At 69.3% G+C, this 17,856-nt stretch carries 19 protein-coding genes and 3 pseudogenes; 13 read left to right on the top strand and 9 right to left on the bottom strand.

Annotation, left to right across the window (positions count from 1 at the left end; all coding sequences use genetic code 11):
• Nucleotides 1-11: 11 nt before the first annotated feature.
• Nucleotides 12-869 carry a helix-turn-helix transcriptional regulator gene (locus tag AU196_RS23230; protein WP_059097436.1) on the bottom strand — a complete coding sequence of 286 codons (858 nt, stop codon included), beginning with the start codon at nt 867-869 and terminating at the stop codon, nt 12-14.
• A gap of 49 nt (nt 870-918) precedes the next feature.
• On the opposite strand from AU196_RS23230, the gene AU196_RS23235 reads away from it, so the two are divergent.
• From AU196_RS23235 to AU196_RS23260, 6 genes are read left to right on the top strand one after another with little or no spacing between them, the layout of a single operon-like run.
• The gene (locus AU196_RS23235; RefSeq protein WP_059097437.1) at nt 919-2,616 is read left to right on the top strand and encodes an AMP-binding protein; all 1,698 of its coding nucleotides are present in this window, start codon (nt 919-921) and stop codon (nt 2,614-2,616) included.
• Complete coding sequence (locus AU196_RS23240) at nt 2,613-4,238, top strand: AMP-binding protein (RefSeq protein ID WP_059097438.1); 1,626 nt, start codon at nt 2,613-2,615, stop codon at nt 4,236-4,238. Before AU196_RS23235 ends, AU196_RS23240 begins: the two co-directional genes overlap by 4 nt.
• Before the next feature lie 57 nt (nt 4,239-4,295).
• Nucleotides 4,296-4,703, top strand: coding sequence for a hypothetical protein (locus tag AU196_RS23245; RefSeq protein WP_059097591.1), 408 nt, complete (start codon nt 4,296-4,298; stop codon nt 4,701-4,703).
• 9 nt (nt 4,704-4,712) lie between these two features.
• Entirely contained in the window at nt 4,713-5,144 is a 432-nt protein-coding gene (locus tag AU196_RS23250; RefSeq protein ID WP_059097439.1) for a hypothetical protein, read from the top strand.
• Nucleotides 5,145-5,182: 38 nt separating this feature from the next.
• A complete protein-coding gene (locus tag AU196_RS23255; RefSeq protein WP_059097592.1) occupies nt 5,183-5,395 on the top strand; it encodes a DUF3072 domain-containing protein in 213 nt (70 codons plus the stop codon).
• Nucleotides 5,395-5,643, top strand: coding sequence for a hypothetical protein (locus tag AU196_RS23260; RefSeq protein WP_059097440.1), 249 nt, complete (start codon nt 5,395-5,397; stop codon nt 5,641-5,643). The genes AU196_RS23255 and AU196_RS23260 overlap by 1 nt, the downstream gene beginning before the upstream one ends.
• A gap of 1 nt (nt 5,644) precedes the next feature.
• On the opposite strand, the gene AU196_RS23265 is transcribed toward AU196_RS23260, so the two are convergent.
• Nucleotides 5,645-7,117, bottom strand: a complete 1,473-nt coding sequence (locus AU196_RS23265) for an acetyl-coenzyme A carboxylase carboxyl transferase subunits beta/alpha (RefSeq protein ID WP_059097441.1) — start codon at nt 7,115-7,117, stop codon at nt 5,645-5,647.
• A gap of 26 nt (nt 7,118-7,143) precedes the next feature.
• On the opposite strand from AU196_RS23265, the gene AU196_RS23270 reads away from it, so the two are divergent.
• From AU196_RS23270 to AU196_RS25695, 7 genes and pseudogenes are all read left to right on the top strand, one after another.
• Nucleotides 7,144-7,878, top strand: coding sequence for an enoyl-CoA hydratase (locus AU196_RS23270; protein ID WP_059097442.1), 735 nt, complete (start codon nt 7,144-7,146; stop codon nt 7,876-7,878).
• 1 nt (nt 7,879) lies between these two features.
• Nucleotides 7,880-8,995, top strand: coding sequence for an MBL fold metallo-hydrolase (locus AU196_RS23275; protein ID WP_059097443.1), 1,116 nt, complete (start codon nt 7,880-7,882; stop codon nt 8,993-8,995).
• Nucleotides 8,996-9,004: 9 nt separating this feature from the next.
• The gene (locus tag AU196_RS23280; RefSeq protein ID WP_059097444.1) at nt 9,005-10,606 is read left to right on the top strand and encodes a serine hydrolase; all 1,602 of its coding nucleotides are present in this window, start codon (nt 9,005-9,007) and stop codon (nt 10,604-10,606) included.
• A gap of 19 nt (nt 10,607-10,625) precedes the next feature.
• A complete protein-coding gene (locus AU196_RS23285; protein WP_197415884.1) occupies nt 10,626-13,010 on the top strand; it encodes an HAD-IC family P-type ATPase in 2,385 nt (794 codons plus the stop codon).
• A gap of 9 nt (nt 13,011-13,019) precedes the next feature.
• Entirely contained in the window at nt 13,020-13,250 is a 231-nt protein-coding gene (locus AU196_RS23290; protein ID WP_059097446.1) for an antitoxin, read from the top strand.
• 3 nt (nt 13,251-13,253) lie between these two features.
• The gene (locus AU196_RS23295; protein ID WP_059097447.1) at nt 13,254-13,691 is read left to right on the top strand and encodes a type II toxin-antitoxin system Rv0910 family toxin; all 438 of its coding nucleotides are present in this window, start codon (nt 13,254-13,256) and stop codon (nt 13,689-13,691) included.
• Nucleotides 13,692-13,698: 7 nt separating this feature from the next.
• A pseudogene (locus AU196_RS25695) lies at nt 13,699-13,812 on the top strand (NAD(P)-dependent oxidoreductase); the annotation flags it as partial.
• 5 nt (nt 13,813-13,817) lie between these two features.
• On the opposite strand, the pseudogene AU196_RS23300 reads toward AU196_RS25695, so the two are convergent.
• From AU196_RS23300 to AU196_RS26300, 7 genes and pseudogenes are all read right to left on the bottom strand, one after another.
• Nucleotides 13,818-14,048, bottom strand: a pseudogene (locus tag AU196_RS23300) (isomerase); the annotation flags it as partial.
• Between the two features lie 47 nt (nt 14,049-14,095).
• Nucleotides 14,096-15,151, bottom strand: a complete 1,056-nt coding sequence (locus tag AU196_RS23305; protein ID WP_059097448.1) for an NAD(P)H-dependent amine dehydrogenase family protein — start codon at nt 15,149-15,151, stop codon at nt 14,096-14,098.
• 28 nt (nt 15,152-15,179) lie between these two features.
• Nucleotides 15,180-15,398, bottom strand: a pseudogene (locus AU196_RS23310) (dihydrodipicolinate reductase); the annotation flags it as partial.
• Complete coding sequence (locus tag AU196_RS23315; protein WP_059097450.1) at nt 15,395-16,612, bottom strand: cytochrome P450; 1,218 nt, start codon at nt 16,610-16,612, stop codon at nt 15,395-15,397. The gene AU196_RS23315 and the pseudogene AU196_RS23310, both read right to left, overlap by 4 nt.
• Entirely contained in the window at nt 16,609-17,025 is a 417-nt protein-coding gene (locus AU196_RS23320; RefSeq protein ID WP_059097451.1) for a hypothetical protein, read from the bottom strand. Before AU196_RS23320 ends, AU196_RS23315 begins: the two co-directional genes overlap by 4 nt.
• Nucleotides 17,026-17,034: 9 nt before the next feature.
• Nucleotides 17,035-17,721 carry a hypothetical protein gene (locus tag AU196_RS23325; RefSeq protein ID WP_059097452.1) on the bottom strand — a complete coding sequence of 229 codons (687 nt, stop codon included), beginning with the start codon at nt 17,719-17,721 and terminating at the stop codon, nt 17,035-17,037.
• Complete coding sequence (locus AU196_RS26300) at nt 17,718-17,846, bottom strand: hypothetical protein (RefSeq protein ID WP_286141257.1); 129 nt, start codon at nt 17,844-17,846, stop codon at nt 17,718-17,720. The genes AU196_RS23325 and AU196_RS26300 overlap by 4 nt, the downstream gene beginning before the upstream one ends.
• Between the last annotated feature and the right edge of the window lie 10 nt (nt 17,847-17,856).

Raw genomic sequence — 17,856 nt, forward strand, 5'->3', positions numbered from 1 at the left:
GCACGGACGCGTCAGGGGATGAGGCGCAGCAGCCGCGCCCGGGACACCGATTCATGGCGGGTCCGTGTGCCGAGTTTGGCGGCCGTGCTGCGCAGGTAGCTCTTCACCGTCTCCGGCTGCAGCGAGAGACGTTGTGCCGCTTCGGCGTTCGTGCAGCCCATCGCGACCTGGGTGAGCACGTCGAGCTCGCGTACGGTCAGCGGCGTCTCGACGGCGGGAACGTCCCCGCCGAGCGCGGCGGCCAGCCGGTCGGCCAGCGCGCGCAGCGTCGGCCCGTCGGGGGAGTCGGCGGCCAGCCGGCGCAGTTCGGCATGCACCTCGCGGACCTGTTCGGCCCCGGCCATCCCGTTCGCGGTGCCGGCCTGTGCCGCCTCGCGCAGCCGGAGCCGCCGGTCCACCTCGTCGCGGATCCGCAGTTCGGTGGCGAGGCGGCGCGCCGAGGTGACGATGAACTCGGCGGTCCGGTCGGCGATCGGCGCGGGTGAGCGCTGCGCCCCGTAGAGCACCGCGCGGGCCTCGCCGTCGACGACGACGGGGACCGCCAGCACGGAGTGGATGCCCTCGCCCAGTACGGGTCCGTCGTAGTCGTGGGTGATGGTGAGGTCGCGGCGGTAGTCGGACACCGACAGCGGGCGGCCCGCCACCACGGTGGCCCCGCCGAGGCCGGAGTTCGGGCGCACCGCGAGCCCGCGCAACCCGCTGGTCCTGGCGCCGACGAACTCGCTCAGCAGCAGCGTCCGGTCGAACACCTCGCCGCCGAACGTGACCGGAAGGCCGGTCGTCGACGCGATGCGCCGCAGCTCGGCGCGCAGCGCGTCGGCGTCGCGCGGCCGCAGCAGCGGCGAGACCGGCGGGCGCACGGACAACACCCTCTTTCGGGGGTAGCGAACGGACGTGTGTGACGTAGAGCATATCCGCATGAGCACCAACACCGATCTGTACCGCAGCGCGCGCGACCAGCTGGTCGCGGTCATCGGCGACTACGACAAGGCGCTGCGGAGTTTCGAGTGGCCCCGTTTGGAGGGCACGTTCAACTGGGCCACCGACTGGTTCGACGCGATCGCGCGGGACCCGGTCACCGCCGATCGGCGGGCGCTGTGGATCGTCGAGGAGGACGGCCGCGAGGAGCAGATCACCTTCGCGCAGATGTCGGACCGTTCCGACCGGGTCGCCACCTGGCTCGAGCGGCGCGGCATCGGTATGGGCGACCGGGTGATCCTCATGCTCGGCAACCAGGTCGAGCTCTGGGAGGCGATGCTGGCGGTGGCCAAGCTCGGCGCGGTCACCATGCCCACCACGGGCGCGCTGGGCCCGGACGACCTCACCGACCGGATCACCCGCGGCGGCGCGACGGCGGTGATCGCCAACGCCGCCGACACCGTGAAGTTCGCCGACGTGCGCGGCGACTACATCCGCATCGCGGTGGGTGGCTCGGTCGCCGGCTGGCACACCTACGGCGACGCCTACGACACCGTCTCGGCCGGTCCGTTCACCGCGCGCACCACCGTCGACGACACGATGCTCATCTACTTCACCTCGGGGACCACCAGCAAGCCCAAACTCGTCGAGCACTCTCAGGTGAGCTACCCGGTCGGGCACCTGTCGACGATGGCGTGGATCGGTGTGCGGCCCGGTGACGTACACCTGGCGATCAGCTCCCCGGGCTGGGCCAAACACGCGTGGAGTTGTTTCTTCGCGCCGTGGATCGCCGAGGCGACGATCTTCGTCTACAACTACCGCCGGTTCGACGCCGCGGCGCTGCTGCGCCAGCTGAACCGGGCCCAGGTGAACACCTTCTGCGCACCGCCGACGGTGTGGCGCATGCTCATCCAGTCCGATCTCGGCGCGAAACCCGCGGGGCTGCGCGAGATCCTGGGCGCGGGCGAGCCGCTCAACCCCGACGTCATCGCGCAGGTGGAGAAGGCCTGGGGGCTGACGATCCGCGACGGTTTCGGCCAGACCGAGACGACACTGCAGATCGGCAACACCCCCGGCCAGCCGGTCAAGCCCGGATCGATGGGCCGGCCGATGCCCGGCGTTCCGGTGGTGCTGGTGGATCCGCTCACCGGCCGTCTCGCCGAGGAGGGTGAGATCTGCCTGGACCTGAGCCGGCGGCCGGTCAACCTGATGACCGGTTACCTCGACGATCCGGCGCGCAACGCGGCGGTGACCGAGGGCGGCTACTACCACACCGGCGATGTCGCCCAACGTGATCCGGACGGCTACATCACCTACATCGGCCGCACCGACGACGTCTTCAAGTCCTCGGACTACAAGGTGTCGCCGTTCGAACTGGAGAGCGTGCTGATCGAGCACCCCGCCGTGGTCGAAGCTGCGGTGGTTCCCCAGCCCGACGACACCCGGCTGTCGGTGCCGAAGGCCTACGTAGCCCTGGCCGACGGCTGGAAGGCCGACGCCGACACCGCGAAGGCGATCATGGAGTACGCCCGCGACCACCTCGCGCCGTACCTGAAGGTCCGCCGCGTCGAGTTCTACGAACTGCCCAAGACGATCTCGGGCAAGATCCGCCGGGTCGAGTTGCGCCGCCGTGAAGAGCACAGCGCGGGCCGGGCGATCCCCACCGAGTACCGCTACGAGGATCTGGTGACCGGATGAAGTCCTACGACGCGGGCCCCACCGTCACCCCTCTCATCGAGGAGACGATCGGCGCGCATCTCGAACGCATCGTGGCGCGGCATCCCGACAACGAGGCGCTCGTCGAGGTGTTCACCGGCAGGCGGTGGACCTATGCCGAGCTGAACGACGAGATCGACCTCGTCGCAAGGGGTCTGCTCGCCCTCGGCGTCGAACGCGGCGAGCGGGTCGGGATCTGGGCGCCCAACTGCGCCGAGTGGACGATCGTGCAGTACGCGGCGGCGAAGATCGGGGCGATCCTGGTCAACGTCAACCCGGCCTACCGCACCCACGAGCTGGCCTACGTGCTCGAACAGTCCGGGGTGCGCACGCTGATCGCGGCGACGGCGTTCAAGTCCTCCGACTACGTCGCGATGGTCGAGGAGGTGCGGCCACGCTGCAACCTTCTGCGCGAGGTGGTCTTCCTGGGCACCGACGACTGGGCGGCACTGCGCCGCGGCGCGTCCCTCGTGTCGGTCGAGAAGCTGCGGAACTGTATGGCGGAGTTGGCCGTCGGCGATCCCATCAACATCCAGTACACGTCGGGCACAACGGGCTTCCCGAAGGGCGCGACCCTGTCGCACCGCAACATACTCAACAACGGGTTCTTCGTCACCGAGTTGATCGGCCTCGGCCCGGCCGACAGGCTGTGCATCCCGGTGCCGTTCTACCACTGCTTCGGCATGGTGATGGGCAACCTCGGATGCACCACGCACGGCGCCACCATGGTGATCCCGGCGCCGGGGTTCGACGCCGGGATGACGCTGACGGCCATCGAGAAGGAAAGGTGCACAGGGGTTTACGGGGTCCCCACGATGTTCATCGCGATGCTCGGTCACCCCGACTTCCCGCGCACCGACGTGTCGTCGCTGCGCACGGGCATCATGGCGGGCTCGGTCTGCCCCGTCGAGGTGATGAAGCGCTGTGTCAACGAGATGCACATGACGGAGGTCGCGATCGCCTACGGCATGACGGAGACCTCCCCGGTGTCGTGCCAGACGCTGATCGACGACGACCTGGAACGGCGCACCGCCTCGATCGGTCGCGCCCATCCGCACGTCGAGGTCAAGATCGTCGACCCCGAGACCGGCGAGACGGTGGAACGCGGTCTGCCCGGGGAGTTCTGCACCCGCGGCTATTCGGTGATGCTGGGCTACTGGAACGACAAGGAGAAGACCGCCGAGGCGATCGACGCCGAGGGGTGGATGCACACCGGTGATCTCGCGGTCATGCGGGACGACGGGTACTGCAACGTCGTCGGGCGCATCAAGGACATGGTGATCCGCGGCGGCGAGAACATCTACCCCCGTGAGGTGGAGGAGTTCCTCTACACCCATCCCGACATCGAGGACGCCCAGGTGATCGGCGTCCCCGACGACCGGTACGGCGAGGAGATCTGCGCCTGGATCCGGATGAGGCCCGGCCGGGCGCCGCTGACCGCCGAAGCGGTGCGGGAGTTCGCCCGCGACAAGCTCGCCCATTACAAGATCCCGCGCTACGTGCACATCGTCGACGAGTTCCCGATGACCGTCACCGGCAAGGTCCGCAAGGTCGATATGCGTGCCGAGAGCGTCCGGCTGCTCGGTCTGGACGCCGGCGACTGAGCCGCATCGCGCTCCGATCGGCCTGCCGATGTCGGCGTGTGCTGCGAGGATGTGACGATGTCCGCCGCACACCGGTCGGCCGTCCTGGCGCGGCGCGGGTGTGCGCTGCTCGCCGCGGTCTCTGCGGGGCTGCACGCGACATCGCTGGGCCACGCCGCGAACCCGGTGGTCGGCGCACTTCTGGCGGTGATGATCGTGGGGTGCCTCTACTGCGCCCACGAGCTGTGGGTGGCGGGCACCACCCGGGCGTGGCTGGTCGTGGCCCTGATGAACATCGCGATGATCGCCTTTCACCTGCCCGCCCCAGGCCATGATCACGGCGGGCCGGCGGCACAGGCCTCGACCGCGATGAGCGCGCCGACGGCGCTGGCGGTGGTGGAGGTCACACTGGCCGGTGCGGTGTTGTACATCCGCACCCGACGTCGCGGCCCCGTGCTGAACGGCGGGGCCGATTCGTCGGGATAATCACCGGCGATGCCCACTCCGACGCTGCTGCTGCTCGCCGTGACCGCACTGTCGGCCTGTGTGGTGTTCGGCGGCGCGCTCTACGAAGCCCTGGCCGTCGACCCGTTCTGGCCCCGCAGGCCCGGCATCGTGCAGGCCAGGAATGGGGGCATCGCGCGGCACCGGTTCTGGACGCCGGCCTACACCGCGTTCGAGGTGCTGCTCGTGGTCAGCCTGGTCGCCGCCTGGGCGGACCCCGCGGTGCGGACCGCGCCGCTCGTCGCGGCGGGCGGGCACGCCGTCGCGCGCGGGTGGGCGCTGCTCGATTCCCCGCCCGAGGCCGCCGATCCTGCGGGAGTCGACGAGGCGGCGGCGGTCGCGTGGACGCGGCGCGGCCTCCTGCGGCTGCCGCTGGAATTGATCGCCTGCGGGTCGCTGTTGATCGCACTGATGTTCGGATGACGCGCATAGTCGGGGGCGTGAGCGGGCATAGGACCGTCATGAGTGAACAAGCAGGCGTCGCGCCGCAGGAGAACCCGCAGAAAGACCAGTCGCAGTGGGTCACCGGTGACGAGCCGATGACCGGTCCGCAGCGCAGCTATCTCCACACTCTCGCTCAGGAGGCGGGGGAGGAGATTCCGGACAACCTGACCAAGGCGCAGGCCTCGGAGACGATCGACCGACTACAGCAGCAGACCGGACGGGGGCAGTGATGACGATCGGCGCAGACGACGTACGCCGGCTGCTCGACACCGACGGTGACGCGGTGCTGGTGCTGATCGAGGGCCGCGTCGAGGTGGTGACGGCCGGGCAGCTGGGTTCCGAGCAGTACCGCGGCGCGCTCGAGATCATCTCCCGCGACGAACTGCTCAAGCGGACCGGTGGTGCCTCGTTGGACGCCCGTGGCCTCGAGGAGCAGGCGGCCGCGCTGAACACCGCGGTCGACGAGCTCGGCGGCTGAGTCAGGGCAGCCCGATGCGGCGGTAGCGCTCCAGGCGCCGCTGCAGCCGGACCTCCGCCGGGACGTCGCGCAGCCCGTGCAGTTCCACCGCGATCGTCGCCGACAGGCGCTGGGTGAACTCGAGCGGTTCGTCGGCCGCGTCGGGATGTTCGCCGACCACGGTGTCGACGATGCCGTGCTGCAGCAGATCCGCCGAGCGCACCCCTTGGGCCGCGGCGAGTTCCGCGGCGTGGTCGAGGTCCCGGTAGACGATCGCGCTCGCACCCTCCGGCGGCAGCGGCGCCAGCCATCCGTGCAGCGCCGCGAGCACCCGGTCGGCCGGTGCCATGGCCAGCGCGGGTCCGCCCGAACCCTGACCGAGCAGCACCGACACCGTCGGCGTGTCCAGCGTCACGAGGTCGGCCAGGCAGCGCGCGATCTCCCCGGCGAGCCCGCCCTGTTCGGCCTCGACCGTCAGCGCGGGGCCCGCCGTGTCGATGACGAGCACCAGCGGCAGCTGCAGCCCGGCCGCCAGCGCCATCCCGCGCCGCGCCTCCCGCAGCGCCGCCGGGCCGACCATCCCGCCGAGCACCCGCTGCTGACCCAGTACGACGGCGGGTTGGCCGCCGAACCGGGCGAGCGCCAGCAGCGTCGTCGCCGCCTCGCCACGGCCCGTCCCCGACAGCAGGACCCGGTCGGTCGTGCCGTGCCGCAACAGGTAGCCGACGCCGGGGCGGTCCGGGCGCCGCGACGCCTCCACCGAGGTCCACGCCGGCACGTCCGCGGGCGGCTCGGCGGGGGGTGCGGGCGGCGGCGCGTCCGGCGGATCGGCGAGGACGGTGAGCGCGCGGTCGAGCGTGTCCCGCAGTGTGGCCAGCGGCACCACCCCGTCGATCACGCCGTGCCGGTGCAGGTTCTCCGCGGTCTGGATGCCCGACGGGAACGGTTCGCCGTACAGGTGTTCATAGACGCGTGGTCCGAGGAATCCGATCAGCGCACCCGGTTCGGCGGCGGTGACGTGGCCGAGCGACCCCCAGGACGCGAACACCCCGCCCGTCGTGGGGTGCCGCAGATAGACCAGGTAGGGCAGGTGCGCCTGTTTGTGCAGCTGCACCGCGGCGGCGATCTTGACCATCTGCAGGAACGCCACCGTGCCCTCCTGCATCCGCGTGCCGCCCGAGGACGGCGACGCCACCAGCGGCAGCCGTTCGGCGGTGGCCCGCTGCACGGCTGCCGTGATGCGTTCGGCGGCGGCCACCCCGATCGAGCCGGCCAGGAAGTCGAACTCGCACACCACCACCGCGACCCGGCGGCCGAAGACCCGGCCCTCACCGGTGAGCACCGACTCGTCGAGCCCGGTGGCCGCCGCGGCGGCGGCCAGTTCGGCCCGGTAGGAGTCGGTGGTGGCCACCGCCGTCGGCGGGCTGTCCCAGCTGCGGAACGATCCCTCGTCCAGGACGGTGTCACGCAGCTCGAGGGCACCGATCCGGCTCACAGCGCAAGGCTATATACAGTGGCCGCATGATCGGTGCCACACGCGACGGCCACGTGCTCACCCTCGAGATGCAGCGGGCGGAGCGGCGCAACGCCCTCAACGGTGAACTCGTCGACGGTCTGCGCGAGGCCATCGAGAAGGCCACCACCGAGGACGTCCGGGCCATCGTCCTCACCGGAGCGGGTCACGTGTTCAGCTCGGGTGCGGATCTGTCCGGCGGCCAGGGCGTCGCCGACGAACTGCCCGACAAGGCCAGGGCGTTGAACTTCGCCATCGACAAGGCGCCGGTCCCGGTGATCGCCGCGATCAACGGCCCGGCGATCGGCGCGGGCGTGATCCTGTCGATGATCTGCGATCTGCGGGTCGTGGCGCCCGACGCCTACTTCCAGTTCCCGGTCGCGAAGTACGGTATCGCGCTGGACAATTGGAGCATCCGGCGGCTGACGTCGCTGGTCGGTGCCGGCCGGGCCCGCGGCATGCTGCTGGCGGCCGAGCGGCTCACCGCCGACGTCGCGCTGCAGACGGGCATGGCCAACCGGGTCGGCACGCTGACCGACGCGCAGGCGTGGGCGCAGGAGATCGCCGGGTTCGCCCCGCTGGCGCTGCAGCACGCCAAACGGGTGCTCAACGACGACGGCGCCTACGAGGACCCCTGGCCCGCGCACCAGGAACTGTTCGACAGGGCATGGGCCAGCCAGGACATCATCGAGGCGCAGGTCGCGCGGATCGAGAAGCGGCCGCCGAGGTTCCAGGGGGCCTGACATGTGGGGTGCAGCGCTGCGGTTCGGGTTCGGAACGGCCTCGGTGCTGGCCGGTGGCTGGGTACTGCGGGCGCTGCACGGCACGCCCGCCTCGCTGGGTGCGACCCCGGCCGAGATCCACCCGGTCGCCAAACGGTCGCCGAACTACCGCGACGGCGAGTTCCTCAACCTCGAACCGGCCGCCGCCATGTCCATGGAGGCCGAAGAGCGCCGGATGCTGATGCGCGATCTGGTGCTCGGCGACAACGGCAAACCCGGCGGGCCCATCCCGGTGGTCACCCCCGCCTCGCCCGACGCGGAGGCCGCGGGTCTGGCGGCCTACTGGCACGGGCACTCCACCACGCTGGTCGAGGTCGACGGCTACCGCGTGCTCACCGACCCGATCTGGAGCGCCCGCTGTTCGCCGTCGCGCGCGGTCGGTCCGCAACGCCTGCACGAACCGCCGGTGCCGCTGGAACAGCTGCCCGCCGTGGACGCCGTGCTGATCAGCCACGACCACTACGACCACCTCGACATCGACACCATCCTCGGGCTGGCGCGCACACAGCGGGCGCCGTTCGTCGTACCGCTCGGGGTGGGTGCCCACCTGCGCAAATGGGGGATCTCCGAGACGCGGGTGGTCGAGCTCGACTGGAACGAGAGCCACCGCATCGGCGAGCTGACGCTCGTGTGCACGCCCGCGCGGCACTTCTCCGGCCGGCTGTTCACCCGCAACACCACCCTGTGGGCGTCGTGGGTGATCGCCGGGCCCCGGCACCGCGCGTTCTTCGGCGGCGACACCGGATACACCTCCAGCTTCGCCGGGATCGGTTCGGATCACGGGCCTTTCGACCTCACCCTGCTCCCCGTCGGGGCCTACCACCCGGCGTGGCCGGACATCCACATGAATCCCGAGGAAGCCGTCCGCGCGCACCAGGACATGACCGACTCGGGCGGTGGTGTGCTGCTGCCGATCCACTGGGGCACCTTCCGGCTCGCGCCGCACCCGTGGGCCGAACCGGTGGAGCGGTTGCTGTCGGCCGCCGACCGGGCGGGCGTGAGCGTCGTGGTGCCCAAACCGGGGCAGCGCGTCGAGCGGGGCGCGTCGCCGGCGATAGACCGATGGTGGCAGCTCTGAGCGGCTAGCGTGCAGGCTGTGAACCGCCGACTCCTGCCGTTCGTCGCCCTCGCCGCGACGCTCACCCTGATCGCGGGGTGTGACTCCGCCCCGACCGAGGAACCGCAGTCGGCGCAATCGCCACCGGCCACCCCGCAGTCCGACCTCCCGCCACCGCTCGTCCCCGCCATGCCGCTACCGGAGGGCGCCGTCGACAAGGCCGTCGGCCAACTCGACAGAATGGCCGAGGACCTGCTGGACAAGACCGGGATCCCCGGGATGGCCGTCGCCGTGGTCCATGGCGGGAAGACCGTGTACGCCAAGGGGTTCGGCGTCACCGACGTGAGAACCGGGGCGAAGGTGGACCCGGATACGGTGTTCCAGCTCGCATCGCTGTCCAAACCGCTGGGCGCCACCGTCGTGGCCCACCAGGTCAGCGAGAAGGCCATCGAGTGGGACACCCCGATCGTGTCGAAGCTGCCGTGGTTCGCGCTGTCCGACCCCGCGGTCACCCAGATGGTCACCGTCGGTGACCTGTACGCGCACCGCTCGGGGCTGCCCGACCACGCCGGGGACCTGCTCGAGGAGGTGGGGTACGACAGGCGCGCGATCATCGAGCGGCTGCGCCTGCTTCCGCTGGCGCCGTTCCGGGACTCGTACGCCTACACCAACTTCGGTCTCACCGCCGCCGCCGAGGCGGTCGCGACCAGTGCCGGGAGGCCGTGGGAGACGCTCGTCGAGGAGGTGCTCTACCGGCCGCTGGGGATGACGTCGACCAGTTCGCGTTTCGCCGACTACGAGAAGCGTCCCGACCGGGCGGTCGGCCACATCCACGTCGACGGCCGCTACGAGCCGACCTACCTGCGGAACCCGGACGCACAGAGCCCGGCGGGCGGGGTGAGCTCCTCGGTCAACGACGTGACCAAGTGGCTGGCCATGGTGCTCGCGGACGGCTCCGCGGGCGGTGAACAGATCGTCGCCCCTGACGCGCTGCTGCCCGCCGTCACGCCGCAGATCGTCTCGAGTCCGGCGAGTGAGCCGGCGAGCCGGACGGGTTTCTACGGATTCGGCTTCAACGTCAGCACCACGTCGGCCGCGCGGGTCGAGTTCAGCCACTCGGGCGCCTTCGAACTCGGCGCGGGGTCGAACGCGCTGTTCCTGCCGTCCGCGGACGTGGCGATCGTGGCGCTGACCAACGCGACCCCGGCAGGGGTCCCCGAGGCGTTGACCGCCCAGTTCGCCGACCTCGTGCAGTTCGGCGAGGTGCGCGAGGACTGGTTCCGCCTCTACAACGACGCGTTCGTGGCCATGGCGAAGCCGGTCGGCTCGCTCGTGGGCCAGAAGCCGCCCGCGAATCCCGCTCCGCCGCCGCCGCTTCCGGCGCTCGCCGGCACCTACCGCAACGACTTCTGGGGTGCTGCGGAGGTCACCGAGGCGGGCGGCACGCTCGGTCTGAAACTCGGTCCGCGCGGTGAGGTCTGGCCGCTGAAGCACTGGGACGGCAACGTCTTCACGTTCAGCTTCGTCACGGAGAACTCCCCGCCCGGATCGGTCTCGAAGGCCACGTTCGACGGGAACCGGTTGACGCTGGAGTACTTCGACCAAGAGGGCAACGGAGTCTTCACTCGATGAGCCGGGTACGCCGGTGACGGTGGGTCCGGCCCTGACCACCGCCGGGCTGACCGACGACGAGGTCGCCCGGCGCCTCGAAGCGGGCCAGTCGAACGACGTGCCCACCCGGGCCGCGCGCACGACCGGTGAGATCGTGCGCGCCAACGTGTTCACGCGCATCAACGCGATCCTCGGTGTGCTGTTCGTCATCGTGCTGTCCACCGGCTCGGTCATCAACGGCGCCTTCGGCCTGTTGATCGTCGCCAACAGCGCGATCGGCATCGTCCAGGAGCTGCGGGCCAAGCGGACACTGGACAAGCTGGCCATCGTCGGTCAGGCGAAACCGTTGGTGCGCAGGGAGTCCGGTACCCGGGCCATGGCGCCGAGCGAGGTGGTGCTCGACGACATCATCGAGTTGGGACCCGGTGACCAGATCGTCGTCGACGGCGAGGTCGTCGAGGACAACAACCTCGAGGTCGACGAATCCCTGCTCACCGGCGAGGCCGACGCGATCGCCAAGGACGCAGGCGATCCGGTGATGTCGGGCAGCTTCGTGGTGGCCGGCTCCGGCGCCTACCGCGCCACCAGGGTGGGGCGTGAGGCGTACGCCGCCAAACTCGCCGAGGAGGCCAGCAAGTTCACGCTGGTGAAATCGGAACTGCGCAGCGGTATCAACCAGATCCTGCGGTTCATCACCTACCTGCTGGTGCCTGCCGGCCTGCTCACCATCTACACCCAGCTGTTCACCACGGAGACCGGGTGGCGGCGCGCGGTGCTGGCCATGGTGGGGGCGCTGGTGCCGATGGTGCCCGAGGGTCTGGTGCTGATGACGTCGATCGCGTTCGCGGTCGGGGTGATTCGGCTGGGCCGGCGGCAGTGCCTGGTGAACGAACTACCCGCGATCGAGGGGCTGGCCCGCGTCGACGTGGTGTGCGCCGACAAGACCGGCACGCTGACCGAGAACGGCATGCGCCTGCACGACGTCGAGACGTTCACCACCGATCAGATCGCCGACGTCCTGGCGTCGATGGCCGCCGACGACACAAGACCGAACGCGAGCATCCAGGCGATCGCGGAGGCCTACCCGAATCCGCCAGGGTGGACCGCCACCGCGGTCGCGCCGTTCAAATCGGCGACCAAGTGGAGCGGGGTGTCCTACGGCGCGCACGGCAACTGGGTGATCGGTGCGCCCGATGTGCTGCTCGACCCGTCCTCGCCGGCGGCCGAACAGGCCGAGGCGATCGGCTCCCACGGGCTGCGTGTCCTGCTGGTCGGATCGTCGGATCTGCCGGTGGACGATCCGGCCGCGCCGGGCACCGTGACCCCGGTCGCGCTCGTGGTGCTCGAACAACGCGTGCGGCCCGACGCCCGGGACACGCTGGACTACTTCGCGACCCAGCAGGTGTCGATCAAGGTCATCTCCGGCGACAACGCGCTGTCGGTCGGCGCGGTCGCCGGTTCGCTGGGGCTGCACGGGGAATGCATGGACGCCCGCAACCTGCCCGACACGACCGACGAACTCGCCGACGAGATCGAATCCCACACCACGTTCGGTCGGGTCCGCCCCGATCAGAAGCGGGCGATGGTGCACGCGCTGCAGTCCCGCGGACACACCGTCGCGATGACGGGCGACGGCGTCAACGACGTGCTCGCGCTCAAGGACGCCGACATCGGCGTGGCGATGGGCGCAGGCAGCCCGGCCACCCGGGCCGTCGCGCAGATCGTGTTGTTGGACAACAAGTTCGCCACCCTGCCGTACGTCGTCGGCGAAGGCCGCCGCGTGATCGGCAACATCGAACGGGTCTCGAACCTCTTCCTGACCAAGACCGTCTACTCGGTCCTGCTGGCGGTGCTGGTCGGGGTGGCAGGCCTGGCGTCGGAGATCTTCGGGACCGATCCGCTGCTGTTCCCCTTCCAGCCCATCCACGTGACCATTGCCGCCTGGTTCACCATCGGCATCCCGGCCTTCGTGCTGTCGCTGGCGCCGAACAACGAGCGCGCGCACCCCGGTTTCGTACGGCGCGTGATGTCGGCGGCCCTGCCGTCCGGGCTCATGGTCGGGACGGCGACGTTCACCTCGTATCTGCTGGCCTACCAGGGCCGCGCCGCCAGTGAGACCGAACAGGTCCAGGCCTCCACGGCGGCGCTCATCACGTTGCTGGTGACGGCCGTCTGGGTGCTTGCCGTGGTGGCCCGGCCCTACGAGTGGTGGCGGGTCGCGCTGGTCGGGGTGTCGGCGCTGGCGTACGTGGTGATCTTCTCGATCCCGTGGGCTCAGGAGTTGTTCATCCTCGACCCGACAAACGTGGCGACGACCTCGATGGCGCTCGGCGTCGGCCTGATCGGGGCGGCCGCGATCGAGGCGCTCTGGTGGGGGCAGGGGAGGTTGCTGGGGGAGCGGCGCCGGCTGTGGCGCGAGCGGTAGGCTGGATCCATGGCATTCCTCGACAAAGTGAAGAACTGGGTGTCGAAGAACCCCGACAAGGCCGGCAGCGCGATCGAGAAGGCCGGTGACCTCTTCGACCAGAAGACCAAGGGCAAGTACTCCGACCAGGTGAACAAGGCCCAGAGCGCGGCGCAGAACTACGTCAACAAGACCAACCCGCAGCAGCCGCCGCCTCCGCAACCCCCGGTCAACCCGCAGAACCCGCCACTGCACCCCTGAGCCATGGCGAAGCTGTCCGTCTCCGTCGACGTCCCCCTACCGCCGGAGCAGGCCTGGGAGTGCGCCTCCGACCTGTCGCGGTACAAGGAATGGCTGTCCATCCACCGGGTGTGGCGCTCGAAGCTGCCCGAGACCCTGGACAAGGGTGTCCGCATCGACTCCATCGTCGAGGTGATGGGCATGCCCAACCGGGTGAACTGGACCATCGTCCACTACAAGCCGCCGCAGGCGATGACGCTCAACGGCGACGGCAAGGGCGGGGTCAAGGTCAAGCTGATGGGCAAGGTGAAACCGTCCGGTGACGGTTCCACCGTCACGTTCGACATCCATCTCGGCGGCCCCGCCCTGTTCGGGCCGATCGGCATGGTGGTGGCCGGGGCGCTCAAGAGCGACATCCGGGAGTCGTTGAACCGGTTCAAGACGGTCTTCGCCCCGGCCTGAGCACATGCCCTCACCGACCCTCGCGCCGTACCCCGCGACCAGAACCGCGATCGCGAATTTCTCGGCCAGCATGGCGCAGCAGGTCGGCGAGAAGGGCATCCGGGTGAACAGCGGGTGCCCGATCCTCTAGCGGAAGCGCCGCCGGACCAGCTTCGCGAACTCGACGGTCGAACGCCGGACCGACTCGAATTCGAGTGACACCAGCAGCGTGTCGACCATCGCGAAGGGTAGCGTCGTGGCGACCGCACCGCGGCCGTACTCGATGTGCCACGAGTTCGGATGGATGGTGAGGCCTCGCGCTCGCCCTCTTTCCAGACACGTGTGCTCACCGGGCAGCAGCGTCATGGCGCTGGTGTCGGCGGCGACCGCGAAGACGACGTGGTGCAGTCGGGACTCGTCCCGGGTCATGGGCGCACCAGTCCGCGGGGCCGGATCAGGCCGAGGTCGAGGTGGGTGACCCACCCGGGTGGCGCGTCGCAGACATCGGGGATGGCGTTGATCGCGCCCATCGCGGTCCAGTCGTAGCCGGGATGCCGCAGCGACCCGTCGGGCTGATCGACGCCCTGCAGGGTCAGTTCGCTCGGCGGGTCGCCGTCGATCACGATGCGGTAGCGCGTCTTTCCCCACTCCCACCGGGGTTCGATTTCGTCGGAGGTGAGGTAGATCGCGTGATAGACGATCAGCGGCGCGCCGTCGACCCACGCCGTCCACTCGTGGTGCTGCGCGGCCACCGTGCCGCGCGGGATGGCGCCGAGTTCGTGCGGGATGTCCTCGGTCGCGACGGCGGCCCTGACGTCGGCGGCGGTCACCTCGTCGATCTGCACACCGAGGCCGGCCGCGATCATGTACATCGACTGGGCGAAGAACGGCACGCCGAGGCCGAGGATCGTGGGTTCGGTCAGGAACGCGTCGCGGTCCTTGCCGAAACCCATCCAGTCGATGTGGTCGAGCGGCGCGTCGGTGAGGACGTTGACCACTTCGTAGACACTGATCTGGTCGATCCTGCCCATCACGCGGGCCAGGGTGAGCGGCAGGATGTCGCCCGCGTAGCCCGGATGGATGCCGCCCGCGTGAAACGACGCGCCGCCGTCCTGGCACGCGGCGCGGATCTTTTCCGCGTCGGCGGCGAAGTCCGGTGTCGGGTAGAAGAATCCGCTTGTCGTGACGACGTTCTTGCCGGAACGCAGTAGCCGGCAGACGGTGTCGGTGTCCATGATGATGGGCGTGAAGAAGACGCAGTCGGCGTCCATGGCGACCACCGCGTCGATGTCGTCGGTCGCCGTCACCCCGATCGACGGGATACCGGCGATGTCACCGGCGTCCTTGCCGACCTTGTCGCGGTTGTGCACCAGCACCCCGACGAGATCGAACACCGGGTTGTCGGCGAAGTGCCGCACCCCGACCTGCCCGACGTCGCCGGTCATCCACTGGATGACGCGATAGGTCCTGGCCTCAGACATGAAGGACACCTCTCGGCTTGAGCAGCGGTAGGTCGTTGTAGGTGACGATTCCGAGCAGCGCCTCGACGTCGTCGGTCGCCGTCACACCCAATGGCGCGGTGCCACAGAGGTCCCCGACGTCGCGGCCGACCTTGTCCGGCGACCAGGCGTAGCATCCGACGAGCTCGAGCAGATCGTTCTCGACGATCGCGTGCACCGACTTCGTGCCGACGTTGCCGGTGGTCCACTGGACGACGCGATAGGTCATGTACGTCGCTGCGCCGGAGTGAACGTGACGGGGATGCTGCGGAATCCGCGCGTGACGGAGTTGCCGTGGAAGGTGGCGACGCCGTCGGACGCCAGCACGTAGTCGGGCATGCGCGTCAGTACCTGTTGGACTCCGACCCTGAACTCCAGGCGGGCGAGGTTCGACCCGAGGCATCGGTGCACCCCCGCGCCGAAACCGAGATGGCGATTCGCCTGCCGGTCCAGCACGCATCGATCCGGCGCGGGGAACTGGTCGGCGTCCCGGTTGGCCGATGCGTAGTTGACGATCACCGACTGGCCCGGACAGAACGTGTGGCCGCTGACGTTCACCTCGGCGGCCACGGTGCGCGGTATCCCGTGGATCGATCCGGCATAGCGGATGAACTCCTCGACCGCGCGCGGCAGGATCTCGGGCTCGGCGATCAGCCGGTCGCGATCAACCGTGTTCGTCGCGAGGTGATGGAACGCGAACGACATTGCATTCGCTGTGGTTTCGAGGCCCGCCTGCACCAACAGCATCGCATTGGCGACGACCATCTCGAAGGGCAGCCGCTCACCGTCGATCTCGGCGTTGAGCAGGACGTCGATCATGTCGTCGCGGGGAGACTGCGTGGTCCTCGCGGTGACGGCGCCATGAAGGTGGGCGTACAGCGCACCCCAGGCGCCCATCCGGACGTCCTCGGTCTCGCCGTTCAGCGCGGTGTCGGTCAACTCCACACAGAGCGGCACATCGTCGATGGGCATGCCGAGCAGATACGTGAACAACACGACACCGGGCTGGCGCCACGCCACGTCGGCGAGATCCCCGCGTCCGGACTCGATGAACTGGTCGAGCAGGCGGTCGGTCTCGTCGCGGATCTGCGGCTGCAGCGCCTTCATCCGTGCCGGCGAGAAGTACGGGTTGAGGACCTTGCGGAAACTCTGCTGACGCGGCGGGTCCATGGTGATGACGAGGTCGCCGGCGAGCTGTTCGGCGTCCTGCGGCGTCGGGTTGCTCGAGAAGTGTTGCCAGTCCTGGAGGATGCGGTAGCAGTCGTCGTAACGGGTGGCGACCCACGCACCGCCGGGGGTGGGGGCCAGGAACGGCGTGTCGGTGTGGGCGAACGGCGCGTCGCGCCGCATCACCGCGTAGACGGCGTACAGGAAGTCGTTGTCGCTGAAATCCGCGTGGCGCAAATCCCAGTTGCGGGCGTGCTCCTCGACCGAACGGGTCACGGCGACGGCGCGCCCTGCTGCTCGGCGGCCTGCCGGGCTTCGCGTTCCTCGTGGATGCGCACCAGTTCGCGGAACCCGAGCCGGTTGTAGCCGGGGACCGGCTGGATGCCCCACTCGTCCTGCGCGGTGTCCTTGCCCTCGGCGCCCTCCGGTGGTCCCAGCGGCGGGTAGGGCACCTTGCACTCCAAGGCGTCGTCGGAGTAGCGGACCTTGAGCAGTTCACTGCAGATCTCGGTGAGGCTCAGCGTCGGATAGCCGTAGTACACCGCCATGAACGGCAGCGTGAAGGCGCCTTCGATGACCAGGGCCACCAGGCACACCAGCACGGCTCGCTTGATGTAGCGGTGCATGCGGGCGTAGTACGGCGTTGTGCCGGGTGGGAGGTCGTCGACCTTCTCTTCAGTCGCGGTCACAGTTGCTCCTTAGTCCGAGAAGATCTCGCGATTCACCGTGTGCAGGTACGGGATCGCCAAGAACGGTGTGATGTAGAAGATGTCGTAGAGCCACCAGCCGACGACGGGGAAGACGACGCCTTCGAACCGCACGTCGGCGTACATGGTCATGTTGAACACGTAGACACACCAGATGAGCACGCCCATCCAGCAGGTGATGATCATCCACTGGTGGCCCCAGCGCTTCATCTGCAGGAACCCGATGGCCGCGGCACACCGCATCGCGAAGACCGTCAGGATCATTCCGAACACCATGGACTTCTCACCGGGCGCGGCCGCGCCGCCGACCCACGCCTCGTTGTAGTGCCAGAAGTAGCCGGCGTCGAACATCGCACCCCAGCCGACCATGAGAATCCGGTTGATCAGCGTGTGGTTGGCGACGAGATCCAGTGCCCAGCCGAGGCTGTTGAGCATGCCGTCGATCAGGACGAGATATCCGATCAGCGTGACGATCATCGGCCGCATCGACAGACCCGCACGGGCCGCCTGCCTCTGCAGGAACACTCCGCGCAGGAAGATCGGCAAGCCGATGATCCCCGGCGCCCACATGCCCATGAGGCCCGCGCCGACGATCATCCACTTGTCGGCCCGGCGCTGGGCCAGTCGGGATTCCTCGTGGTGCTGTTCCAGCCCGACGGACCGCACGTCCAGGCTCACAACTCCCACCACCCGCGGGCGAACGACATGTACAACTGGATGCCGAACATCGTCAGCAGGTAGCCGTAGATGACGATCTGCAGGATGATCAGCGCCTTCTTGCGCTTGTGCTCCTTCTGATCCATGACTGATCCC

This window comes from Mycobacterium sp. IS-1742, assembly GCF_001500125.1.
GTDB lineage: Bacteria > Actinomycetota > Actinomycetes > Mycobacteriales > Mycobacteriaceae > Mycobacterium.